The following is a 23,278-nucleotide window of genomic DNA, read 5'->3' as shown; positions in this document are numbered from 1 at the left end:
GATGCGCCTTGACGCAAGGATGATGACTGCCGCCCTGTTGATCGGCTGCATGCCGCTGGCAGGCTGCGGCGGTGGCGGCGAAAAGAGCGGCAACACGGTGCAGATGAAGGATATGGAAGTGGTCGATGGCACCGCCACCGACGCCATGACCGATCTCGACGGCGTCCAGAGCGAGGGCACCAGCCTGGCACTGCCGGAAAACCGCACCGAACCGAAGGCCGCTGCCCCGGCCAAGGCGAACAATGCGACCGCACCAGCCAATGATGAGGAAGTCGTGTCGGATCAGTGAGGCTTTTCCCGTTCACTTCCAGGACAGCCGCGCTATAGTTGATGCCGTTATGGGGGATGCGCGGTCGCGCTTTCATGACCCCGGCTGAGAGGGTTTATTCAATGACGTTCCGTTTTCGCTCGCGCCAGGCCTTTGTCGCCCTGACGATCGCCGCCGCGTCGCTCACCGCCGCGCAGCCGGCCGCCGCGCAATTCTTCTGGTCGCCGCCCGACATGTCGGCCCCCGCCCTGACCGACGAGGCCGCCGCCACCGCGCTGGGCCTGCCTGGCGCCACGGCCGACGAGATCAAGGCCGGCCTCACCTGGAACCTGCGCGCCGCGATCAACGTCGCCGCGCTGCAGTGCCAGTTCGAACCGACCCTGCTGTCGGTCAGCAACTACAACGCCATGATCGCCCATCATGACGCCGAACTGGACGCGGCGCAGGCGACGCTGCTCGGCTATTTCCAGCGCACCAAGGGCAAGGGCAAGCCCGGCCAGTCGGCGTCCGACATGTATAATACCCGCATCTATTCGGGCTATTCGACGGTCCAGGCGCAGCGCGGCTTCTGCCAGGCGGCGGCGGCGGTCGGTCGCCAGGCGATCTTCGCCGATCGCGGCCAGCTCAACGTCGTCGCGCGCCAGGGCCTGGCTTCGATCAAGAAGTCGCTCGTCCATGCCGGCGAGCAATATTATGGCGATCCGGGCTGGAACTATCAGCTCGCTTTGCCTTCGCTCGACGCCAAATGCTGGAAGAAGGGCGTGCTGCTGCCCGAATGCCACCAGCAGTGGAACCAGAAGGCGGGCGTCCAGCCCTGATCTGACAGACGCTTAACGCAGGCCCAGATATTTATGGGCCTGCACCGTCAGCCGCCAGCGCGGCCGGGCCATCACCAGATCGATGGCCGCGCGGGCATTGTCTACGGCATGGGCATCGTCGAGCGGCTGGACCAGCAGATGGTCGAAGCCCCAGCCCTCCATCGCCTCGACATCGGCCAGGCTGTGGCCGCCATCGGGCTGCGGCCAGACCAGCTTCAGCTCATTGCCCTTCACCTGGACCACGTCGCTGCCCGCCTTGGGGCTGATGCAGACCCAGTCGATGCCCGGATGCGCCGGCAAGGTGCCGTTGCTTTCGATCGCGATGGTGAAGCCACGGGCGTGGAGCGCGTCGATCAGCGCATCGTCCACCTGAAGCATCGGCTCGCCACCGGTCAGGACGATATAGGGGCCTTCCCCCTCGCCCCAGAAGGCCAATGCCGCATCGGCGAGCGCGTCGGCGGTCGCGAACTTGCCGCCGCCATCACCATCGGTGCCGACGAAATCGGTGTCGCAGAAGCGGCAGACGGCATCGCGCCGGTCCTGCTCGCGCCCGCTCCACAGGTTGCAGCCGGTAAAGCGCAGAAATACCGCGCGCCGCCCCGCCTGCACGCCTTCGCCCTGCAGGGTCAGGAACATTTCCTTGACCGCATAGGTCATGTGTCAGGCCTTTCCGGGACGCGTCGCATAGACGGTGGGATCGGGCAGCCCCGCTTCCTCGAAGCCCTTCGAGCGCAGGCGGCAACTGTCGCACAGGCCGCAATGCTTGTTGTCGGGCGTCGGATCATAGCAGGACCAGCTGAGCCCGGCATCCAGGCCCAGGCGATGCGCCTCGCGCACGATGTCTGCCTTGGTCATGAACTGCAGCGGCGTGTTGATGCGGATCGGATGGCCCTCGACCCCCGCCTTGGTCGCCAGCGTCGCCATCTTCTGGAACGCGTCGATAAATTCGGGACGGCAGTCGGGATAGCCCGAATAGTCAAGCGCATTGACGCCGATATAGATGTCGCTGGCCGACGCCACTTCAGCGAGGCCCAGCGTCAGCGACAGGAAAATGGTGTTGCGCGCCGGCACATAGGTGACGGGGATTTCGTCGCCCACGCCGCCCTTGGGCACTTCGATGTCGGCGGTCAGCGCCGACCCGCCAAAGGCCGTGAGGTCGAGCGGCAGCACGATGTGCGACATGGCATTGAGCGCCGTCGCGACCTTGGCCGCGGCGCGCAGTTCGACGCGATGGCGCTGATTATAGTCGATCGTCAGCGCCAGGACGCGATAGCCCGCTTCACGCGCAAGCCCGCCCGCGACCATTGAATCCAGCCCGCCGGAAAGCAGGACGACGGCGAATTTTCCATTCTGTGCAACCATGATGCTGCGCTAAACCTCGTTATGTTGCAGTGCAAGGGGGCTGCCGGTCAGCGGCATGCCCCGACATGGCGCCCTTCGACCATGTTGGAAAAGGGCGCGCCGTCGCTGATCCCCTGCGATCGTATCTGGATGAGGCGCGGCGTTTCGACGCGCAAGTCGGTGCGGGCATTGCCGGCCACCCCGCAATCGAAGGTCACGGTGGCAGCGCCTGGCGCGTCGCTGACCACGAACCGCTTGCAGCCAGGGCCAGCATTGGCCGGCTCCAGCAACTGATGCGGCATCGTCACGCACAGGCGGCGGGGCGGCGCGGACGGATCGTCGCGCAGGCGCAATTCCCATTCGCCCGTTTCCAGCTTGGCGAGCGCAGCCAGTTGCGGCGCGTTCGCCGCCCCGACCCAGCTTGCCATCATCATTGCCGCCGTGGCGCCAAGCGCCTGCAGCCCCAGCCTTGCCATCTTGCGTCCAGACCTTGCCATTGGCGCCGGGGAGCGGCGCCATGCTTCATTCTGTTGTGCCGCGCAATTGCGGCAATTTGATAGCGCGGGACGGACGGCCCTGCCGCAATTGCCCCACGCCGGCTTTCAATGGGTAACGAAACTGTCCAGCGCGAGCGGGAACAGCCGCGAGCAGAAGGCGCAATCGACGCCGACAATGCCCTTCTCGTCCGCCATCGCCACCCGTTCGTCCGCCGGGAAACGGCCGATCACATCGCGAATATGGGCAAGGTCACAGCGACAGCCCTTGGCGAGCGCCGTCGTTTCGGTGACGCGCACCTCTTCCTCCTCATGGAACAGACGCCAGGCGATGTCGGTCAGCGGCAGGTCGAGATCGGTCAGTTCCTCGTCGCGTAGCGTGCCGGCCAGTGCCTGCACATGTTCCCATTCGGGATGATCGTGGCGCACATGCAGGCGCTCGCGCCCCACTTCGCCCTCGGGCAGATGCTGGAGCAGCAGGCCCGCCGCGACGCAGCCTTCGCCCGGCTCATGCCGGGTCGCGATCTGGACGATGCTGGGAATCTGTTCGGACTGGAAGAAATAATGCTCCGCCGCCTCGGCCAGCGACGATCCGTCCAGCGGCACAATGCCCTGATAGCGCTCCCCGGTCGCCGCCTGGTCGAAGGTGATCGCCAGATAGCCCTTGCCGAACAGGCCGAACAGGGTCGGATCGCTGCCGATTTCCGCCAGCCGCTCGGCATCGAACTTGGCATAGCCGCGCAGTTCGCCACCCTTGTAGTCAGCCACCAGCAGGCTGACGACGCCATTTTCGGTCTGCGCCTGCAGGGTCAGTTGGCCGCCGGCATCCTTGAGCAGGCTGCCGAGCAGCGCGCCCAGCACCAGCGAGGACGCCAGCACCCGCTCGATCGCCAGGGGATAGGCATGGGCGGACAGCACCTGGTCCAGCACCGGCCCCAGCCGCACGAAACGGCCACGCACATGGCGCGAGGGGATGGTGAAGCCAAGAGCCTGATCGACATTGGAACTGGTCACGATATTTCCTTCCGATCCACCCGCCCCGAAAGCCGCGAGGGCCTGTCCTCCGCTTCCCAGCGCAGGACAGGCCCCGTCATCTTTCAGGGCGAACGGAAAATTTCGCCCGAATATAGGGTGAGCTTACAGCTTTCCAAGCGCCCAGAGCAGAACCGACTTCTGGGCATGGATGCGGTTCTCCGCCTCGTCCCAGATCAGCGACTGCGGACCGTCGATCACCGCCTCGACCACTTCCTCGCCGCGATGGGCGGGCAGGCAGTGGAGGAATTTGGCGTCCGCCTTGGCGCCCGCCATCAGTTCCGGCGTCACCTGATAGGGCATCATCGCCGCCAGCTTCGCCTCGGCATGGGCCTGGCCCATGGAGATCCAGGTGTCGGTGACCACGACGTCGGCGCCGGCCACGGCCTGCGCCGCGTCGCGAGTCAGGGTGATGGTCGAACCCGCTGCCTGCGCTGCGGTGGCAAAGGACGGATCGGGATCATAGCCCTCAGGGATGCCCATGCGCACGTCGAACTTCATCAGGCCCGCCGCCTCGACGATCGAGTGGAGGACGTTGTTGCCGTCGCCCAGCCAAGCCCATTGGCTGCCCGGCAACGCCAGGCCATGTTCGACCACGGTCAGCAGGTCGGCGACGATCTGGCAGGGATGTGACAGGTCGGTCAGGCCATTGATGACCGGGACGCTGGCATATTCCGCCATTTCCTCGATCTTGGCATGATCGTCGGTGCGGATCATGATCACGTCGGCCATGCGGCTGAGCACGCGCGCCGTGTCGGCGACGGTCTCGCCGCGTCCCAACTGACTGGTCGCGCCGTCCAGGATCAGCGAATTGCCGCCCAGCTGGCGGATCGCCATGTCGAAGCTGACGCGGGTGCGCGTGCTGTTCTTTTCGAAGATCATCGCCAGCGTGTGACCGGCGAGCGGCGCATCGGCGTCGCCCCAGCCCTTGGGCTTGCCCGCGCGTGCCGCCTTGCGGTCGATGGCGTCAGCGATCATCGCGGCGATCGCGTCGCCGCCCGCATCGGTGAGATTCAGGAAATGCTTGGTCACTGGAAGTTTTCCCCGCTTCCAACCACCGTTCGTCCTGAGTAGCCATTGAGCGAAGTCGAAATGGCGTATCGAAGGATGCTTCGATACGGGGCTTCGACGTTGCTCAGCCCCTACTCAGCACGAACGGGGCAATATATGGTCAGGCCGCCTTGGCGTCCGCGAAGCTCCGCGCACCGGCGGAAATCTTCTCGATGCACTCGGCAATGTGGCTTTCGTCGATGACGAGCGGCGGCAGGATGCGCAGCACATTCTGGCCCGCCGACACCGACAGGAAGCCATGATGGTCGCGCAGATGGCCGACAAAGGCGCGCGCGTCATAGGCGTCCTTCATCTTGACGCCCAGCATCAGCCCCATGCCGCGCACATCCTCGAACATGTCGTCATGGTTCGGAATCATCTGCTCCAGGGCAGAGCGTAGGCGCGCACCCATCGCCGTCACATGGTCCAGAAAACCATCGGCCAGCACCTCTTCCAGCACCGCGATGCCCACCGCCATGGCGAGCGGGTTGCCGCCATAGGTGGAGCCATGGGTGCCGAACACCATGCCCTTGGCCGCTTCCTCGGTGGCGAGGCAGGCGCCGAGCGGGAAGCCCGCGCCGATGCCCTTGGCCACGGCCATGATGTCCGGCGTCACGCCATATTGTTCATGGGCGAAGAAGCTGCCGGTACGGGCATAGCCGCACTGCACCTCGTCCAGGATCAGCAGCAGGCCATGCTCGTCGCAGGCATTGCGCAGGCCGGCCAGGAATTCCTGGGTCGCCGGAGTGACGCCGCCCTCACCCTGCACCGGTTCCAGAAGGAAGCCGGCGGTGTTGTCGTCGATCGCCGCCAGCGCCGCGTCGAGATCGTTGAAGGGCACGACCTGGAAACCGGGCAGCAGCGGCTCGAATCCATCGCGCATCTTGGGCTGGCTGGTCGCCGAAATGGTGCCCAGCGTGCGGCCGTGGAAGGCGTTGTCGAAGCTGATGATCTTGTGCCGGTGCGCTTCACCATTGGCATAGTGATAGCGGCGCGCGGTCTTGATCGCGCACTCGACCGCTTCGGCACCCGAGTTGGTGAAGAAGACGGTATCGGCAAAGCTGTTATCGACCAGCTTCTGCGCAAATTCCTCCCCCAGCGGCGAACCGTAGAGGTTGGAGATATGCATCAGCGTCGCAGCCTGATCGGCAATGGTCTTCACCAGCTTGGGGTGGCCATGGCCCAGCAGATTGACGGCGATGCCGCTGGCAAAGTCGAGATAGCGCTCGCCGCGCTCCCCGATCAGGTAGCAGCCCTCGCCTCGGACCGGACGCACATCGCACCGGGGGTAAACGGGCATGAGCGGCGTAATCGACATGTGCCTTCCCTTTCTGGGTTGATGCTGCGCGTCCGTGCGCATTGGATATAACGCAAAAAGGCGACCCCCGCCGGGCCGCCCTTGTGCGAGTGCCGCCTATACAGACGGCCGGAAGGGGGTGCAACCCCGCAACCGGGCCAGTCAGGTCGACCTGGACTGATCTTCAGGGCTGGCCGATCTGGTTCCAGGCATCGGCAATCTCGCCAACCATCGCGCGCGCGCGCTCGACCGGTTCGGCATCATGTTCCTTGGCGCTGACCAGCAACAGGCGGCGAGCTTCGCGATAGATACGCGCCAGACCGGTGGCGACTTCTCCGCCCTTGTCGAAGTCCAGGCTGGCTTCCAGCGCGAACAGGATCGACATGGCCCGTGCCTGCTTGTCGGATACCTTCAACCGGTCGCCATTGCGTTCGGCCAGCGCCGTGGCATCGAGCGCGATCAGCAGTTCGTCGAACAGGATCTTGACCAGCGCGTGGGGCGTGGCGCCCTCGATCCGGCTGCCAGAATGCACCGCCGCATAGCGCCGTGCCGCTGCCGAACCCGCAAAGCTGTGATTATAGAACATGTTTTCTAAGTCCCCGATTAACTGTCACTCTTGTTCCAGGCATCGATCTGCTGCTGGAGATAGCTTTGGGTTGCGTTGAGCGCAGACAGCTTGGTCTGCATTGCCGAATAGATGGAAGTCAGGCGCGTCTCATAGTCGGCCATGTCCTCGTCCAGCTTTTCGAGCTGTTCGGTCAGGCTGTCGGCCAGCTTCTCATAACGGTCCTGCGCCGCCTTGATCGGGCCGTTTTCCAGCTCGATATTGTCGCGCACGCTGTCCATCAGGCCCGATAGGCCCAGATTGTCGGCGGTCGACTTGGCGGGATTGAGCATCTTGGTGATGCCCGCCGGGTCGGCGGCCAGCGCCTTGTCCAGCGTGTCGGTGTTAAGCGTCAGCGTGCCGTCGCGATTGGTCCCGATGCCGATATCGGCCAGCGTCTTGTAGCTGCCGGTCGAAGCCAGCTGGGTCGAGGTGATCTTCGAGAGCTGCGACTTCATGTCGCGCACCGCTGACACGCCATTGAGTACGCCCGCGGTCGACGAATCCGTACCGGTCGAGGTCGACGTGTTCAGCGCCTTCATCAGCGTATTATAGGCGTCGACAAACTCCTGCAGCAGATCCTTCATCGTCGCGGTCGGCTGGGTCATGGTCAGGTTGACCGTGCTGTTCACGTCCGCCGCCGTCAGTTCGATCCGCAGATAGGGGATCGCATCGTCGATGGTGTTGCTGGCATATTCATAGTCGGTGCCGTCAAGCGTGATCTTCGCATTGGCCGGGTCCGACGTCGACGTCATCGCACTGCTGTTGAGGCCGGCAAGGACGCTGGTCGAGCTGTTGGCCGAGCTGGTGATGGTGAAATCGTTGGCCGCGCCGGTTTCGCCCTTGAACACCAGCCGCGTGCCCTGCGCATCGGTGACGACGCTCGCGGTCACGCCAATGTCGGCCGCGTTGATCGCCGAAGCCAGGCCGGAGAAACTGTTATTGCTCGAATCGACCGTGATCGTCGCGGTCTTGCCGCCAGCCGTCGTGATGGTGAGCGATCCGGTGCCGACCGCCGTGCTGCTGGTCGCGCCACTGGTCGAGGTCGAGGCGAAGATGCGGGCGGTCGCAAGCGACTTCACCACCAACTGCGCCGGCATGCCGGTCGGCGTGCCGCCGCTCAGCAGGCTGACCGACGCAATGCCAGTGTTGGTCGAATTGGGCGTACCGGTATATTCGGCACCCGACAGGACACTGGTGAGCGCATCAGCGAAGGTGTCGAGCGAACTGATGGCCGATGCCAGCGCCGAAATACGGGCATTGTTGGTCGTCTGCTGGGTGGTGATGGCGGACTGGCGCGGGTCGCGGGTCGCGCTGACCAGGCTGGTAACGAGCGCCCCCGTATCGATGCCCGAATTGGCACCCAGCGCCGACAGGATGCTGCTCCCTACCGATGTCGTCGTCGTTGCCATGGCCCGTCCTTTCAAATGAGAGAACGGCCGTAGCGCGAAGATGTTTAGGAATGATTTTCAAGCTGATGGCAAAGCCCGCAAAAAAGCGGGCACGGCGCCGATCAGATCGCCGATGCGGACAGGATCTGGTCGACGGTCCCGCGCGCGACATGCGCCTGGGCGGCATAGGCATAGCTCGCCTGCTGGGCGATCCGCTTGGCGAGATCCGCCGCCTGCTCCACCGCTTCGCGTGTGGCGGGCGGCAAGGGGATGTAGATGAAGGGTTGGGGCATCATCGACTGGACGGCCGCTGCCGCGCCATCCACGGACAGGTCATTCTGCCCGGCCCGCATATCCGCCAGAATGTCAGCGATGCGCGCATGGACGCGCGCATATTCTGCCGCACCCGCAGCATCTTCATCGACCGTGGCGACATCGGTCGCAAAATCATCTCGCCGGCGCGCATCGCTGGCGGACATGTCGCGCTGCCCGGTCGCCGTGTCCGATGCCGCGACCGGTTGAACGGCCGCAGCCGGCACCGACGCGCGAACCACGCTCCGATCCACTGGCGAAATCTCGCTGCGCGAAAGATACTCGTTCATGACGCACCATCCTAATGCGTCCCCGTAAACAGAATACGGACAGGCGTGGCTAAACTTTAATTCACCATCGCCCTAATTCTTCGATCAACCGCCAAGTATCAGCAAATTCTCTACAATTTCTTTCCATCCGGATCGAAACGCAGATCTTCGGGCACGGTAATGAACGGACGGTCCATTTCCGTCGCCATCTTGTTCTCGACCCGGAAGACAAAGGCCAGCACCGTCGCCACCGCCATGTAGAGGCCTTCATTGACGATCTCGCCAGCGCGCGAGGTGAAGTAGATGGCACGCGCCAGTTCGGGATATTGCAGCACCGACACGCCATGATCCTCAGCCAGTTCGCGGATCGAGGCCGCGATCGCGTCACAGCCGCGCGCGACCACGACCGGCGCCGCGTCCACGCCGGGCCGGTAGCGCAGTGCCACCGCGAAATGGGTCGGGTTGGTGATGATGACGCTGGCTTCCGCCACCGCCTGCCGTGTCGACCCGTTCAGCACCTCGAACTGGCGCCGACGGATCTGCCCCTTGAGTTCGGGCGAGCCTTCGCTTTCCTTATGCTCGTCCTTGATGTCCTGCTTGCTCATGCCCAGCCGCTTGCCGCGCTGGAAAATCTGCATCGGCACGTCGATGCCGGCGATCACGAACAGCCCGCCCGCCATCACCAGACAGACGAGGATGAACATATTGCCAAGGTCGCTGATCGCATTGCCGACCCCCGCCTTGCCCAGGCCGATGATCGCGGTCAGCCGGTCCCAGATCATCCAGAAGCCGACCGCCCCCAGCAGCCCCACCTTGGCGATCGACTTGACCAGTTCGATCAGCCCCTGCGCGCCGAACATGCGCTTGAGACCCGAAGCCGGGTTCATCTTCGACGCCTTGGGCTTGAAGGCGCCGGGACGGAAGCCCAGCGAACCGAGCAGGGCCGGCGCCGCGATCGCGGCAAAGAAGGTCGCGAGCAATACGCCCCCCACCGGCAGCGCGATATCCGCCAGCAGGCCGGTGCCACGCGTCACCGGCGAGAAGTTGACGATATCCTCGCGCCCGAAGCGCAGGGCCCGCGTCAGCATGCCCGACAGCGCATCGATCAGGCCCGGCCCGGCAACCGCCAGCCAGCCGATGCCGGCCATCACCACCAGCGCCGTCCCCAGTTCGCGGGACTGAAGGATATCGCCTTCCTTGGCGGCATCCTGCAATTTCTTCTGTGTCGGTTTCTCGGTCTTTTCGCCGCCCTCGGATCCGCCCGCCATGGCTCAGCGTCCTTCCGAGATGGCGCGGGCCTGTTCCAGCCCCGACTTGAGCGCGATGGTGATCCCCTCGCCCATCACCGGCACCGCCATCGCCAGCAGCACCAGCCCCGCCATCACCGCCATCGGCATGCCGACGGCGAACAGGTTGAGCGCGGGCGCGGTGCGTGCCAGCATGCCCATGACGATCTGCACCAGCACCAGCGCAAAGCCGACCGGCAGCGCGATCGTCACCCCGGCGCCCAGCAGCGAACCGCCAAACTGGATCATGTGCCAGACCGCATCATTGCTAAGCATCGCCGCGCCCGGCGGCAGCGCCTTGTAGCTCTGCACCACGAAGCTGACGAGCAGCAGATGGCCGTCCATCGCCAGCAGCAGGAAGGTCGAGAGGATCGACAGGAACTGGCCGACCGCCTGCGTCCCCTGCCCCGACCCCGGATCGACCATCGCGGCAAAGCCCAGCCCCATGGTGTTGGCAATCGCCTCCCCCGCGACGAAGGCGGCGGAGTAGCCGATCTGCACGGCAAAACCCATGGCAAGGCCGGTCAGCACTTCGCCGGCAACCAGCATCACGCCTTCGAAACTGGCGACGCCATCATGCGGCAACTGGATGGTGACGCTGTTGAGGGCGGCCATGCCGAGCGCGAGCGACAGGATCAGGCGCAACTGAAGCGGCATCGCGGGCGCACCGAAGACGGGCGCGGCCAGAAAGGCGGCACCGGGGCGGATCATGGCGATCAGCCAGATCCACAATTGCGTCTCGACGCCTGCGAAGCCGGGTGCGATCATTGCAGCAGGTCCGGTATCCGCTCGAATATCTCGCGCGTAAAATCGGCGATCAGCACCATGATCGACCCACCGAACAGGGTCAGCATCGCCCCCACGACCAGAATCTTGGGAATGAAGCTGAGCGTCTGTTCGTTGATCGACGTCGCGGCCTGGACCATGCCGATCAGCACGCCCGCGACCAGCGCCGGAATCAGGATCGGCGCCGTCGCCAGCGCCGTGATCCACAGCGCATGCTGTGCCAGGCCCATGAAGAAATCCGCATTCTCCATCGCCGCCCTCCTATGTCGCGAAGGAGCCGGCGAGCGACCCCATCGTCAGCGCCCAGCCATCGACCAGCACGAACAGCAACAGCTTGAAGGGCATGGAGATGATCGTGGGCGACAGCATCATCATGCCCAGCGCCATCAGGGTCGATGCGACGACCAGGTCGATGATGAGGAAGGGCAGGAAGATCATGAAGCCGATCTGGAACGCGGTCTTCAACTCGCTGGTGACGAAGGCCGGCAGCAGGATCGTGAAGGGAATGTCGTCGGGCGTGCGGAAGGCCGGGGCCTCGGCCATGTTGGCGAACAGCTTGAGGTCGCTCTCGCGCGTCTGCTTGGCCATGAAGCCGTGCAGCACCTTGCCCGAACGGCCGACCGCTTCCTCGATCGAAATCTGGCCCTTGCCATAGGGATCATAGGCCTGGCCGTTGATCTGGTCGATCACCGGCCGCATCACGAACAGCGACAGGAACAGGGCAAGCCCGACCAGCACCTGGTTGGGCGGCGTCTGTTGCAGGCCCAGCGCCTGGCGCAGCAGCGACAGGACGATGATGATCCGGGTGAAGCTGGTCATCATGAGGATCAGCGACGGCAGGACCGACAGCAGGCTCATGAGGACGAGGATCTGCAGCGACAGCGACAGCGAGCGGCCGTCACCCGAAATCTGTCCCATCGCGCGGGTCAGCGCGCCGCCATTGTCGACCGGCGCCGGCGCGGCCGGCACCGCCTGCGCCAGCGCAGGATCGACCAGCATCAGCCCGGCGGTCAGCAGGATGCCGCCGACCAGCCAGTGACTAGCGCGCACGATAGGGGTCGCCTTCCGCGATCTTCTCGATCCGGCCGCGGGTGACCGACAGCAGGATCTTCTTGCCCTCGAACTCGACCACGGCGAGCTTGCCGAACGTGCCCATCGGCAGCGCTTCCAGCAGTTTCAGCGACCGGTCATTCTGGCCGACCATCATGCCGGGCTGATATTTGCGCCACAGCCACAAGGCACCAAAGGCCATGCCGCCAACAAGCGGCAGCAGGATCAGCAATTTGACGAAATACCAGAACATGCACGCGCCCCGCGTTTAGGTTAATGCGTCATCCGATCCGCAAGAATGGGCCGCAAGGCAAGCGCAAAAGCACGGCCCTGCGATCAGCCGCGCCGTTCGACCCCGGCCATGCGGGTTTCGGTGGCGGCGATATCGACGATGCGGATGCCATAGCGGCCGTTCACCGTCACGACCTCGCCCTTCGCGATCAGCGCGCCATTGACCATGATGTCGAGCAGTTCGTCGGCCTGGCGATCCAGTTCCACAATGCTGCCTTCGGCCAGGTCCATCACTTCGGCCAAGCGCAGCGAGGTCGATCCGACCTCCACCGACATGCGGACCGGAATATCGGCCAGCAGCTTGAACTGGCGGTTCGCCGCCATGCGGCTGGCGCTGTCTTCCCCACGGGGATCCATCATCGGGGCGTCGCTCATGTCACTCATTGTTCCGGTCCCTGTGCAATCTTTTCAATCTGGAAGGCGGCACGGCCATCCTGTTCGCCGATCGTGCCGTGCGCGACGATCCTGTCGCCGACGATCAGCGGCAGGCTGCGGCCGATCGTCACGGGTATGATGTCGCCGGCCTTGAGCTGCATCAGCTCCGCCAGCGAGAGATTGGGGCGGGCCAGCACGGTGCGGGCCGGCAGGCGGATGTCGCGCATGCGGCGCGCCACGCGGGCCTGCCACACCGGATCGACATGCTCGTCATCGGACCCGACCTTGCTGCCCATCAACGCCTCGATGCCGCGCAGTGCCGCCAGCGGAAAGACCATGTCGATCGACCATTCGCGATCCCGGTCCAGGCCGACGCGGAAGCGCTGCACCACCATCTGGTCGGCGGGCTGGGCAGCGGCGGCAAAGCCGATGCCGGTTTCACGCAGCAGCAGGCCAGGTTCCAGCGGCAGGACTTCGGACCAGCATTCGACCATGCGGGCCATGATGGTTTCGGACAGGCGGGCGATCAGCCGGTCTTCGGTCGGGGTAAATTCGCCGCGCGCGGGCAGCGCCCGGTTGCCAAGGCCGCCATAGAAGCAGTCGACCAGGGTCGAGATCATGGTGGCGTCCATGCACAGCAGCATCTGCCCCTTGAGGGGCAGCAGGCGATAGATGGACAGGCTGCAGAAATTGGGGGCGCCGGCCGACCAGGCGCCAAACTCCACGACCCGCGCATCCTCGGCCGCGACATGCGGGCGGATGCCGGAAATGGGTTCGATCAGCGCACGGATACGCCGGCCGAGCTTTTCACCCAGCCGGTCGAGGCCCGACAGCATTACCGGAGCTTGCGCGTCCCCCCGCCCGAAGGCGAAGGATTGAACGTGATTCATGTCTGTCCCCTGCCCTCGGCCAGGGGACTTCCCAGCGTTCAGGCAGCGCTATTGAATAACGAAATTGGTAAAATAAACGTTATCGACACCGCCATAGCCGGTCTTCTGCTTGAGTACATCGTTGATGATGCCCCGGATTTTTCCTTGCAGCATACGCTTGCCGTCGGGCGTGACCAGCTGCTCCTCGGGCTGTTCGGCGAGCATCATCAGCACCTGGCTGCGAATCGCCATCTCGTGCATCTTGATCGCGGCGATCACGCGATAGTCATAATAGGTCGACACCGCGACGGTGATCTGGGCGAAGGCGTCGGTGTCCGTCATGTTCGACGTGAAGGGCGCCTGAAGCTGGAAATAGGTGGCCTGATAGGCGGTCGGATTGCTTGGTGCCGGCAGGTCGATGCCCTTGCCCGGCGCATGGGCGGCCGACGGGGCATGCCCCTCGCCACCGGCGCTCGCATGGCCACCGCCTTCGCCACCGCCACCGCCGCCCTCACCGGCCCAGCCATGGGCGGTGGCGACAGCCTGCGCATCCTCGCCCGCAAGAACCAGCACCGGCTTGTTCGGATCTTCCTTGGGACCTTCCGCCTTGGGGCTGAAGAAGCCGGCGGCGTAAAGCCCGCCGGCGGCGCCAGCGCCCCCCACCACCATGGCGACGGCGGCCAGCAGGATGAGCTTCATGCTCCCGCCCTTCTTCTTCGCCTTGGGTTCATCGCTCATCGTTCACGTCCCCTGGAATATCCCGTCCCGGCCGTCAGGCGTAGCGCGCGCGGCGGACGTCACCGGCGCTATCGCCGGTGTCACCATGGTTAAGAACGGCCGGATCGCTCCCGGCTTTATGGCCAAGGCCATTATTTTCACGGCCCTGCCAGCGGCCCTGCGACGAGGATTGGCCCATCGACTGGCCCGCCATCTGGCCGGCACCCTGCCAGGCGCCCTGCGGCTGCGATGCGCTGCCCTGCTGGCCGTTCGACTGGCTGCCGGTCTGGCCATTGGCATCGGCCCTGGCCGCTTCGGCGACATGCGGTGCGCGCTCGATCTTCACTTCATGGATGCGCACGGCGGCAAGGCCCGCGTCCAGCTTCAGCCGGTCGCTATCCTGGCGCAGCGCCATTTCCGCCGCCTCGCTGGCGACGGTCAGGCTGACCGCCGCGCCATCGCCATCCTGGCGGATGTCGACCTGGATCGGGCCAAGCTGGTCGGCATTGATCTGGAACCGGCCCTGGGCGCCATTGGCCGAAAGGCCGGCAATGTCGCGGGCCAGCCCGTCAATCCACTGTCCCGACACGCCCATATCGACCACCTGCTGGCCAAGGCTGGCCGACAGGTCGACCGTCGGCATCGCCGCCGGGGTGACCGAAGACGCCTGGGGCGCAGCAGCCTGTGGTACGGATACTTCCATGCCACGATGTGGCGCGGCTGGGGTGGCGGCGACCAGCGGATCGACGGCCGTGGTCGCCTTGTCCGGCGTGTGATCGCTGACCGGCGCTGCCGCTTCGGCGCTGTCGCGCACCGGCGTCGCCCGGCGGTTCATATGGTCGCGCACCAGTTGCAGCAGCGACAGGGCTTCCGCCTTGGCCGGCTTGGCGGCCACGGGCGCGGCCGGGATGTCGGTGCCGGCGGATGCGATCTCGACATCGGGCTCGTCCGGGCTGCTGGTCACAGCCGCAGGCGCGGTCTTCTCGGTCGGATTGGCGGCCGCCACGACCATTTCGGCCGGCATGTCAGGGTTGACCTCCGGCACTGCCGCGACGGCAGGCATGACCTGCTCGACCGGGCGCGGTGCGTTCACGGGCTGCGGGGCGGCCTGGACCGGGGCCTGCACGACATTCGGGGTCGCATTGGCGGCTGGCGCAGGCTGGGCCGGGATCATCGCAGCGACCAGTTCGGGCGTCATTTCAGGCGCCACCACGGGCGCTGCAACGATCTGGTCATCCTGCCCATCCGCGCCGACCACCGGGGCCATCACCGCTTCCTGTCCCACGGCCGGTTTCGAAGGGGCCTGGGTTTGGGACAATGAAGGTGACAGCGAAGGAGACACACTCAAAGGTATCTCCCGGGTCGGCGCGGATGGAGCCGAAGATGCGGGGGCATCGATCGGCGCCTGCGGCAAGGGGGGGAGTGCAGCAGGCAAGGAATGGGCAATCGGATCGGCGACAATCGGCGCGTCACTGTCGACGGGCGCATCGGCCGTCACTATGTCAGCTTCGCTGTCACCATCGGCGATGTCGTCGGCCTCGGGCGGCACCATCGCAGCCGGCAGAGGCTGCGGCGCGTGCGTCGGCGTGGTCTTGATCGGCGCGTCGGCAAGGGCGAGCGCGATCGGACCTTCGGCGTCGACCGGCAACGGCAGGGCCACATCGGCGGTCGGAACCGGCGCCGGCGTCCGGATATCGGCAGGCGCAGGCGCGACCACCGGGGTCGGCAAGGGCAGCGGCAGGGCTTCGGCGACAGTCTCGCCTTCCGGCAGGACGATCTGTGCCGCCTCGGCCGATACGGGCGCGACGGCCGCCTGATCCTGGACTGGCGCAGCGACGGGCAGGACCGGCTCGGCAACCGGCAAGGCGACCGCAACGACCGGCGGCGCCGGTTCTGCGACCGGCTGGACCGGCATGGCCCGCTGGGTGAGAAATTCGGCGGTGTCCGGCAAAGCGGGCGCCTCGATTGCCTCGGGCGTCACGACCAGCGCATCGCCCTCAATCGTCGCTTCCACCGACAGGGCTGGCGCGCCCATGGTCGGGGCAGGCGCAGCCGGCTGCGGCGCGCCATCGACATCGCTCAGCAGCGCGGCGAAGTCGGCCGCCCCCTCGGCCACGGCCGAAGCACCGGCCGCCGTCGCACCGGCCAGCGGCGTCGAGGCAAAGAGCAGCGATTTGAGGCTGGCGAGCATGGTCATGTCAATTGTCCCCCGTGCGCTGCATGCGGCGATAGCGCGGCAGCGCGGCAAGCTTGTTCTCGCGCCATTCTTCCAGCGCGACGCGGGCCCGATCCTTCAGGCGCGCGGCAATTTCCTTCTCGCGGTTGGCCGCGATGCTGAGCCCTTCCTTCGCCTCCACCTTGCGGCGGGCGTCGTAGAGCGCGCCGTCGAGCTGGCGACCGGCCTGCTCCAGACGGCTGGCCAGTTCCTGCATCGAGGCGAAGGAGGCACCGGTAGCGCCGCCCTGGACACCGAACAGTTCGCCCCGCACCCGGCGCAGACGTTCCAGATTGGTGGCGATCCCCTCCGCCTCGTCACGCGCGCGCGCGGTCTCTGCCATGGCCATGGCATGCTGGACATGGCGCACGCGCAGCACGCGGTGGCGGCGGGACACCAGCCCCTTCACGCGCCGAACTCCGCGATCAACGCGTTGGCGCTGGTATCAAGGTCGATCCGGCTCTTCTGGTCCTGGCGGATGAAGTTCAGAATTTCCTGGCGACGCTGCACCGCCTCGTCGATCACCGGATCATTGCCGGGGCGATAGGCGCCCATCAGGATGAGGTCGCGATTTTCCTCATAGGCGGCCCAGAGGCGGCGATACGCGGCGGCTGCCTGGCGATGCTCGTCCGGCACGACGTCGGCCATCACGCGCGACAAGGACTTGCCGATGTCGATCGCCGGGAAGATCGCCTGTTCCGACAGGCTGCGCGACAACACGAAATGGCCGTCGACAATCGCGCGGGCGGCATCGACGATCGGATCGTCGGTGTCGTCGCCATCAGCGAGAACGGTGTAGAGCGCAGTGATCGAGCCGCCGGTGCGAGCGTCGACGCCGGCCCGCTCGACCAGACGCGGGATCAGCGCCAGCGCCGAGGGCGGATAGCCCTTCATCGCCGGCGGTTCGCCGAGCGCCAGGCCGATCTCGCGCTGGGCATGGGCGCAGCGCGTGAGGCTGTCGATCAGCAGCAGCACCTTCTTGCCGCGGGCACGGAAATATTCGGCGATGGCGGTGGCACGGGCGGCCGCGCGCAGGCGCAGCACCGGCGGATGGTCGGCCGGCACGGCCACCACGATGCTCTTGTGCATCGCATGCTTGAGCTTGGTTTCGAGGAAGTCGCTGACCTCGCGACCACGCTCGCCGATCAGGCCGGTGACGACGATGTCCGCTTCCGCGCCCGCGATCATCTGCCCCATCAGCACCGACTTGCCGACGCCCGAGCCGGCGATGATGGCGATGCGCTGGCCGCGCCCGGCGGTCAGCAACGCGTTGACCGCGCGCACGCCAAGGTCGAACGGCTCGGTCACGCGGCCACGATCGAGGACATTGCCCTTCACACCGTTGAGCGGCCAGACGCCGCCGGCGATGATCGGCCCCTTGCGGTCGAGCGGCTGGCCCATCGCGTCGATGACGCGGCCGATCAGCCCCTCGCCCACCTGCACCATATTGGCCTGGCTGTCGGGTTCGACACGAATGCCATTTTCCAGCGGCGCGTCAGCGTCGAGCGGCACCAGCAGGGTGCGTTCCCCGCGAAAGCCGACGACTTCGGCGCGACAGACCGATCCGTCGCTGGCCAGGACGCGGGCACCCGAGCCGATCGGACGGCGGAAGCCGGTGACTTCCAGCATGCCGGCATCATGGCTGACCAGACGGCCGACATGGCGCGGCTGGCGGTTCTGGACCTGAAGATGCTCGAACAGGGTTTCGGCCTGCGCCAACTCGGCGCGGATCATGCCTTACCCTCCATGTCGTCCATCAGGGCGCGCAGGCGCGCCAGACGAACGTCCGGGCCATCCTCGACCCAGCCATCGGCGGTTTCGAGGCGCACGCAGCCGCGCTGCATGCTCTTGTCCGATACCAGCGGCACGCCGATCTGCTCGCCTTCGAGCAGCGCGACGTCATCGGGATGCAGATGCAGCGCGCTCTTGTCGCTGCTGTCATCGATGAAGGCGGCGACCGCTTCGCAACGCTGGGTCAGCCGATCAACGTCGATCTGCACTTCGCCGACAATCTGTTCGACCAGGCGAACAACCGTGGCCGACAACATGGTCGACAGGCTGCCGCTGGGCGCCGGCGCCAGCATTTCGAGCGCGGCGGTCAGGCGGTTGCGCGCCTCGATCTCGTTCGCCTGATCCTCACCGGCGGCGCGATAGCCTTCCTCGAAACCCTGCGAGAAGCCCGCCATATGGGCTTCGTCGATCGGATCGGTCTCCGGTTCGGCATGGATCGGCGCGCGGGCGGGCGCCGCGACGACGTCGCCGGGCAGCGCCGAATAAAGGCTGCGGAAGCCGTTGCTGGCCACCTGGCCAACCCCGATCATCGGCACGCTCGATACGTCGTGGCTGGCTTCGGCGGCCCAGATCTTAGACAAAGTCGTTCCCCTTGCCACCCAGCATGATGGTGCCGGCATCCGCCATGCGGCGGGCGGTGGCGATGATCAGCTTCTGCGCGTCGATGACTTCGGCCAGGCGGATCGGGCCGCGTTCCTCGATCTCGTCGGCGATCGCCTGCGCGGCGCGGGCCGACATGCAGCTGAAAATCTTAGCCTTGAGCATGTCGTTCGCACCCTTGAGCGCCACGACCAGCACCTGGCTGTCGACGGTGCGCATGAGCGTGCCCAGATTCTTATCATCCATGTCGATCAGGTTATCGAAGACGAACATTTCCTCTTCGATGGTCTGCGCGATCATCTTGTCGCGCTTGGCGACGGCCTTCATGATGCGCTGCTCATTGTCCTTGCGGACATTGTTCATGATCGCGGCCGCTTCGACCGTGCCGCCGCGCTGCGACGCCGCACCCTGCTTGTTGACCGGACCGCGCAGCAGCAGCTGCTCCAGATCGTCCAGCGCCTCGTTCGACACCGGGCCGAGCGTGGCGATACGGTAGACGATCTCTTCCTGATATTCGACCGGCAGCAGTTGCAGCACGTCGGCGGCCACCGGCGCCTCCAGATGCGCCAGCACGATCGCCATGATCTGCGGATGCTCCATCTCGATCAGTACCGCGACTTCCTTGGCGTCCATCCACTTCAGCATTTCCAGCTGGGTGGAGCGGGTCGGCGGGGTGATGCGGGCCAGGATGGTTTCGGCCCGTTCCTCGCCCAGAGCCTTGGTCATCGCGCCGCGGATATGGCGGGTCGCGCCATAGCCGATGGTGGTGCGCTTCTTGGCCTTGGTGACGAAATGGTCGAGTGCCTCGTTCACTTCCTCCGGATCGACATCCTGCACGTCATACATGGCATAGCCGAGCTGACGGACTTCTTCGGGCTCCAGGCGCGACAGGATCTGGGCGGCCTCATCCTCATCGAACAGCATCAGCAGGACGGCGGCGGCGGCGCTGCCCTTGAGCGCCTCGGGACGGCCGGGGACGATCTCAGGCATTTTCCTTCTTCCCTTCCTTCAGAAGGTCGCGAACCACGAGGGCGGCGCGATCGGGGTCCTGCTTGACGAAATTGCGGATCAGGTCGGCGCGCTGAGCATAGTCATAGGTGGACGAGATCATGTCGAGCGTCACCGGACGGCTGGGATCAGGATTTTCGGTCGCCTGCTTGGTCAGTTCGCCCGAGATTTCGCGCCCCAGGCGCTGCCCGGCTTCGGCGGTCTCCACGACCTTCGCTTCCTGGGCGGCGGCGCGGCGCTTGAGCAGCGGGCGGCCGATGCCGAAGATCACCAGCAGCGCGACCAGCAGGGCCGAGACATTGCGGATCAGCGGCGACATCCAGTCGGCCTCATACCAGGGGGCCTTGACCTCTTCGGCCTTGGCGAAGCTGCGGGCCGACAGGGCGACGACGTCGCCACGGGCCTGGTCAAAGCCGACGGCGCCCTTCACCAGCGCTTCCAGCGCGGCGATTTCCTGGGCAGAGCGCGGCTTGCCATCAGCGCCGGTGTCGAGCGCGACGGCGACCGACAGACGCTTGACGGTGCCGACCGCATCCTTGGTGACCGACACTTCACGGCCCAGCTCGAAGCTGCGGTTGAAGGTTTCCTCGGTCTTCATCGGCGGCAGGCCCGGCGTGGCCGGCTGCTGCTGCGCGGTCTGGCCCTGCGTCACGGCCTGGCCGTTCGGGTTGGTCTGGGTCACGGTCGGGTTGACCGGCGCCTGGTTGCTGAGCGCGCCGGGAATGCCCGATGCCTCGCCAGCCTTCTGGCCCCGCTCGTCCGACGACCAGCTGCCCTGTTCGGCACGCAGGCGTGCCTCGTCTTGGGGGAAGCTTTCGCGGGTCGCCTGGCGTTCGGCGAAGTTCAGTTCGGCATGAACCTCGGCCGAAAATTTGCCGTCGCCCAGGATCGGGGTCAGCAGCGCGACGACCGACTGGCGATAGCGATCCTCGATCCGGGTCTGGATGGCGAGCTGGCGATCGTCGGCGGCATTGCCGTCATTATTGCTGAGCAGGCGGCCATTCTGGTCGACGACCGAAATATCTTCCGGGTTCAGTTCCGGGATCGACGAGGCGACGAGATGGACGATGGCGCTGACCTGCGCGTCGGTGAGCGTGCGGCCCTGCGACAGGCGCAGCATCACCGAGGCGGAGGGCTTGGTGCGTTCGCGCAGGAAGACGCTGGGCGCTTCGACCGCGAGATGGACCTTGGCGCTCTCAACGCTGTCGATCGCCTCGATCGTGCGGGCGAGATCGGTCTCGCGGGCGCCGCGCAGCTTCTCATTCTCCACGGCGCGGCTGGCCCCCATCGGCAGGCTGTCGATCATGCTGTTGCCGTCGGGCGCGCTCTTGGGCAGGCCCTGGGCGGCGAGCATCATCTTCGCCTTGAAATAATCGCCCTCGCCAACGGTCATGCCGCCGGCATTGTCGAAGTCGTACTTGATGCCATTCTGGTCCAGCACCTGGGCGACGGCAGACTTGTCGCCATCGGGCAGGCCGCGAAACAGGTCGCGCTGCGGCGGTTCGCGCAGGGCCAGCCAGGCCGCGCCGGCGACCGCGACGGTGCCGAGCAGGCCGAGCAGCGGCAGGCTCTTGGCCACGGCCGGCTGCTTGATGAAGCCGGCGAAGCGCGCCTTGAGCGCGTCGACGCCCTTGGCATTGCCGAAGCTGGCACCGGTGACGGCCGGGAGGGCCGGGGCAGCGGCCGAGCCGCCGTCGATGGTGAGTGCGTTCTCGCTCATGGGTTAGACCGGCATGCTCATGATGTCCTTGTAGGCGGACAGGAGTTTGTTGCGGACCTGAAGGGTCGCCTCGAAGCTGACCGATGCCTGCTGCTTGGCCAGCATGACCGCAGCGATATCGGTGGTTTCGCCCCGCTCGAACGCCGAGGCGGCATCGCCGGCCTGGGTCTGCAGGCCGTTGACCTGCTGGAGCGCGTTGTTGAGCGCATCGGTGAAGCCGCCGGGCGCGGTGCCCTGCGTTGCGCCAGCGCCGCCAGCCGAACCGACATTGCCGGTCGAGGCGACGTCGCGCAGCGCGGCGTTCTTCTGCAGGATGGCATTGCGCATCGCCATCACGCTGTCGGTGGGAGAGATACCGGTCATGCCCTAACCCTCCTTAAGCCGCAGCCAGCTCGCGCATCTCGGCGAGCCGATAGCGCAGCGTGCGTTCGGAAATGCCCAGCTTGCGGGCGGCGGCGGCGCGATGGCCGTCGGTCTCGCGCAGGGCGGTGCGGATCGCTTCCAGCTTGGAATGATGGGCGACGTCGCGCAGGCGGATCGGTTCGGCCGGCGCGGCAGCGACTGCGGCGACCGGCGCGGCCGAAACGATACGCAGCGGCTGCGGCGCGCCGGCGATGTGCAGGTCGTCGGCCTCGATACGCTCGCCATCGCGCAGCACCAAGGCGCGCTGCAGCACATTGCCCAGCTCGCGGGCATTGCCCTGCCAGCGATGCGCGGCCAGCTTGTCGAGCGCGGCGGCAGTCGGCCAGACAAAGCCGTCCTTGCCGGCATCCTGGTGGCGCAGCAGCATAGCGGCGGCGATCGCGGCGATGTCGCCGGGACGTTCGGCCAGCGGGCGCAGTTCCAGCGCCATGACATTGAGGCGCCAATAAAGGTCTTCGCGGAAGCGGCCGGCGGCGACTTCATCGGCCAGGTTGCGGTTGCAGGCGGCGACGATGCGGACATTGACCGGCACCGGATGGGTGGCGCCGACCGGCAGCACTTCGCCTTCCTGGAGGGCACGCAGCAGCTTGGCCTGGAGCGCGAGGGGCAGCTCGGCGATTTCGTCGAGGAACAGGGTGCCGCCGTCAGCGGCCAGGAACAGGCCGTCCGAGGCATTGGATGCGCCGGTGAAGCTGCCCTTCTTGTGGCCGAACAGCATGGCTTCCATCATGGTTTCGGGCAGCGCGGCGCAGTTGACGGCGATGAAGTCATGGGTGACCCGGCCGGACTGGGTATGAAGGAAGCGCGCCATGCCTTCCTTGCCGGTGCCGGTATCGCCCTGGATCAGGACGGTGGCATCGCTGCGGGCCACCCGACCGGCCAGCGTCATCAGGCGGGCGCTGGCGGCATCGCCAACCGCCGGGACCGAAGCCGGGCGGGCCAGCTCGGCGATCAGCGCGAAGGCAAAGCCCATGTCTTCGAGGCCAAAGGCGACGCGGGCGGGCAGGCCATTGGCCACCGGCACCAGCGACGGCTTGCCGTCGATCAGGCTGATGAGGATATCGCGGTGGGTGGCATGGCCGATCTCGGTCGCGAGCAGGACGCGGCGGCTATCCCGCTCACGCGGGCTCTGCGCATCCACGATCCGCACCGTGTACAAGGCATTTTCGAGCCAGTGCTGCAAGCCCGGAACGAGCGCGCAGACCCCACGGCTCACGTCAAGCGATGACATGAACTGTCCCCAGTGTCTTGGCAGGTTTGTGCCCCCGCAC

The 23,278-nt window shown here is 66.1% G+C and carries 27 protein-coding genes; 2 read left to right on the top strand and 25 right to left on the bottom strand.

Annotated features, from left to right (window positions below; translation table 11 throughout):
* Position 1: 1 nt before the first annotated feature.
* Together N6H05_RS10670 and N6H05_RS10665 are read left to right on the top strand one after the other, a co-directional pair.
* Positions 2-289 (top strand): hypothetical protein, encoded by a 288-nt coding sequence (locus N6H05_RS10670; RefSeq protein ID WP_284113818.1) that lies wholly within the window; start codon positions 2-4, stop codon positions 287-289.
* A gap of 101 nt (positions 290-390) precedes the next feature.
* Positions 391-1,086, top strand: coding sequence for a hypothetical protein (locus N6H05_RS10665; RefSeq protein ID WP_284113817.1), 696 nt, complete (start codon positions 391-393; stop codon positions 1,084-1,086).
* Positions 1,087-1,098: 12 nt separating this feature from the next.
* On the opposite strand, the gene queE is transcribed toward N6H05_RS10665, so the two are convergent.
* The 25 genes from queE to N6H05_RS10540 all read right to left on the bottom strand — a co-directional run bounded on the left by queE (position 1,099) and on the right by N6H05_RS10540 (position 23,238).
* Positions 1,099-1,743: a 7-carboxy-7-deazaguanine synthase gene (gene queE, locus N6H05_RS10660; protein WP_284113816.1), complete on the bottom strand. Its 645-nt coding sequence runs from the start codon at positions 1,741-1,743 to the stop codon at positions 1,099-1,101.
* A 3-nt stretch (positions 1,744-1,746) separates the two neighbouring features.
* Entirely contained in the window at positions 1,747-2,448 is a 702-nt protein-coding gene (queC, locus tag N6H05_RS10655) for a 7-cyano-7-deazaguanine synthase QueC (protein WP_004208170.1), read from the bottom strand.
* 47 nt (positions 2,449-2,495) lie between these two features.
* Positions 2,496-2,903 (bottom strand): DUF3617 domain-containing protein, encoded by a 408-nt coding sequence (locus N6H05_RS10650; RefSeq protein ID WP_284113815.1) that lies wholly within the window; start codon positions 2,901-2,903, stop codon positions 2,496-2,498.
* A 126-nt stretch (positions 2,904-3,029) separates the two neighbouring features.
* On the bottom strand, positions 3,030-3,935 hold the full coding sequence (gene hslO, locus N6H05_RS10645) for an Hsp33 family molecular chaperone HslO (RefSeq protein WP_284113814.1): 906 nt from the start codon (positions 3,933-3,935) through the stop codon (positions 3,030-3,032).
* 123 nt (positions 3,936-4,058) lie between these two features.
* Positions 4,059-4,985 carry an ornithine carbamoyltransferase gene (argF, locus tag N6H05_RS10640; protein ID WP_284113813.1) on the bottom strand — a complete coding sequence of 309 codons (927 nt, stop codon included), beginning with the start codon at positions 4,983-4,985 and terminating at the stop codon, positions 4,059-4,061.
* A gap of 139 nt (positions 4,986-5,124) precedes the next feature.
* Positions 5,125-6,321: an aspartate aminotransferase family protein gene (locus tag N6H05_RS10635; RefSeq protein ID WP_284113811.1), complete on the bottom strand. Its 1,197-nt coding sequence runs from the start codon at positions 6,319-6,321 to the stop codon at positions 5,125-5,127.
* Positions 6,322-6,484: 163 nt separating this feature from the next.
* Positions 6,485-6,886 (bottom strand): flagellar export chaperone FliS, encoded by a 402-nt coding sequence (locus tag N6H05_RS10630; RefSeq protein ID WP_284113810.1) that lies wholly within the window; start codon positions 6,884-6,886, stop codon positions 6,485-6,487.
* Positions 6,887-6,903: 17 nt separating this feature from the next.
* A complete protein-coding gene (fliD, locus tag N6H05_RS10625; protein WP_284113809.1) occupies positions 6,904-8,316 on the bottom strand; it encodes a flagellar filament capping protein FliD in 1,413 nt (470 codons plus the stop codon).
* Positions 8,317-8,417: 101 nt separating this feature from the next.
* The gene (locus tag N6H05_RS10620; protein ID WP_284113808.1) at positions 8,418-8,897 is read right to left on the bottom strand and encodes a hypothetical protein; all 480 of its coding nucleotides are present in this window, start codon (positions 8,895-8,897) and stop codon (positions 8,418-8,420) included.
* A gap of 110 nt (positions 8,898-9,007) precedes the next feature.
* Positions 9,008-10,144, bottom strand: a complete 1,137-nt coding sequence (gene flhB, locus N6H05_RS10615) for a flagellar type III secretion system protein FlhB (protein WP_284113807.1) — start codon at positions 10,142-10,144, stop codon at positions 9,008-9,010.
* A 3-nt stretch (positions 10,145-10,147) separates the two neighbouring features.
* Positions 10,148-10,930 (bottom strand): flagellar biosynthetic protein FliR, encoded by a 783-nt coding sequence (fliR, locus tag N6H05_RS10610; protein ID WP_004208179.1) that lies wholly within the window; start codon positions 10,928-10,930, stop codon positions 10,148-10,150.
* Positions 10,927-11,199: a flagellar biosynthesis protein FliQ gene (fliQ, locus tag N6H05_RS10605; protein ID WP_004208180.1), complete on the bottom strand. Its 273-nt coding sequence runs from the start codon at positions 11,197-11,199 to the stop codon at positions 10,927-10,929. Before fliQ ends, fliR begins: the two co-directional genes overlap by 4 nt.
* A gap of 10 nt (positions 11,200-11,209) precedes the next feature.
* Positions 11,210-11,947, bottom strand: a complete 738-nt coding sequence (gene fliP, locus N6H05_RS10600) for a flagellar type III secretion system pore protein FliP (protein ID WP_169863187.1) — start codon at positions 11,945-11,947, stop codon at positions 11,210-11,212.
* A 40-nt stretch (positions 11,948-11,987) separates the two neighbouring features.
* The gene (locus N6H05_RS10595) at positions 11,988-12,251 is read right to left on the bottom strand and encodes a FliO/MopB family protein (RefSeq protein WP_004208182.1); all 264 of its coding nucleotides are present in this window, start codon (positions 12,249-12,251) and stop codon (positions 11,988-11,990) included.
* A gap of 83 nt (positions 12,252-12,334) precedes the next feature.
* Positions 12,335-12,673, bottom strand: a complete 339-nt coding sequence (gene fliN, locus N6H05_RS10590) for a flagellar motor switch protein FliN (RefSeq protein WP_004208183.1) — start codon at positions 12,671-12,673, stop codon at positions 12,335-12,337.
* Entirely contained in the window at positions 12,670-13,554 is an 885-nt protein-coding gene (locus N6H05_RS10585; protein ID WP_284113805.1) for a flagellar motor switch protein FliM, read from the bottom strand. Before N6H05_RS10585 ends, fliN begins: the two co-directional genes overlap by 4 nt.
* Before the next feature lie 48 nt (positions 13,555-13,602).
* The gene (locus tag N6H05_RS10580) at positions 13,603-14,271 is read right to left on the bottom strand and encodes a flagellar basal body-associated FliL family protein (protein WP_284113803.1); all 669 of its coding nucleotides are present in this window, start codon (positions 14,269-14,271) and stop codon (positions 13,603-13,605) included.
* Positions 14,272-14,305: 34 nt separating this feature from the next.
* The gene (locus tag N6H05_RS10575) at positions 14,306-16,447 is read right to left on the bottom strand and encodes a flagellar hook-length control protein FliK (protein WP_284113802.1); all 2,142 of its coding nucleotides are present in this window, start codon (positions 16,445-16,447) and stop codon (positions 14,306-14,308) included.
* 1 nt (position 16,448) lies between these two features.
* The gene (locus N6H05_RS10570; protein ID WP_010338845.1) at positions 16,449-16,874 is read right to left on the bottom strand and encodes a hypothetical protein; all 426 of its coding nucleotides are present in this window, start codon (positions 16,872-16,874) and stop codon (positions 16,449-16,451) included.
* Complete coding sequence (locus N6H05_RS10565; RefSeq protein WP_010338846.1) at positions 16,871-18,199, bottom strand: FliI/YscN family ATPase; 1,329 nt, start codon at positions 18,197-18,199, stop codon at positions 16,871-16,873. Before N6H05_RS10565 ends, N6H05_RS10570 begins: the two co-directional genes overlap by 4 nt.
* Positions 18,196-18,837, bottom strand: coding sequence for a FliH/SctL family protein (locus N6H05_RS10560; RefSeq protein ID WP_284113801.1), 642 nt, complete (start codon positions 18,835-18,837; stop codon positions 18,196-18,198). Before N6H05_RS10560 ends, N6H05_RS10565 begins: the two co-directional genes overlap by 4 nt.
* Entirely contained in the window at positions 18,830-19,846 is a 1,017-nt protein-coding gene (gene fliG / locus N6H05_RS10555; RefSeq protein ID WP_284113800.1) for a flagellar motor switch protein FliG, read from the bottom strand. Before fliG ends, N6H05_RS10560 begins: the two co-directional genes overlap by 8 nt.
* Positions 19,839-21,584 (bottom strand): flagellar basal-body MS-ring/collar protein FliF, encoded by a 1,746-nt coding sequence (gene fliF / locus N6H05_RS10550; protein ID WP_284113799.1) that lies wholly within the window; start codon positions 21,582-21,584, stop codon positions 19,839-19,841. The genes fliG and fliF overlap by 8 nt, the downstream gene beginning before the upstream one ends.
* Positions 21,585-21,587: 3 nt before the next feature.
* Entirely contained in the window at positions 21,588-21,947 is a 360-nt protein-coding gene (gene fliE / locus N6H05_RS10545) for a flagellar hook-basal body complex protein FliE (protein WP_010338848.1), read from the bottom strand.
* 13 nt (positions 21,948-21,960) lie between these two features.
* A complete protein-coding gene (locus N6H05_RS10540; protein WP_284113798.1) occupies positions 21,961-23,238 on the bottom strand; it encodes a sigma 54-interacting transcriptional regulator in 1,278 nt (425 codons plus the stop codon).
* Between the last annotated feature and the right edge of the window lie 40 nt (positions 23,239-23,278).

Source organism: Sphingobium sp. WTD-1, from assembly GCF_030128825.1.
GTDB lineage: Bacteria > Pseudomonadota > Alphaproteobacteria > Sphingomonadales > Sphingomonadaceae > Sphingobium.
Note: the sequence above shows the minus strand (reverse complement) of the source record. Positions and strands in the feature narration are given on the sequence as shown.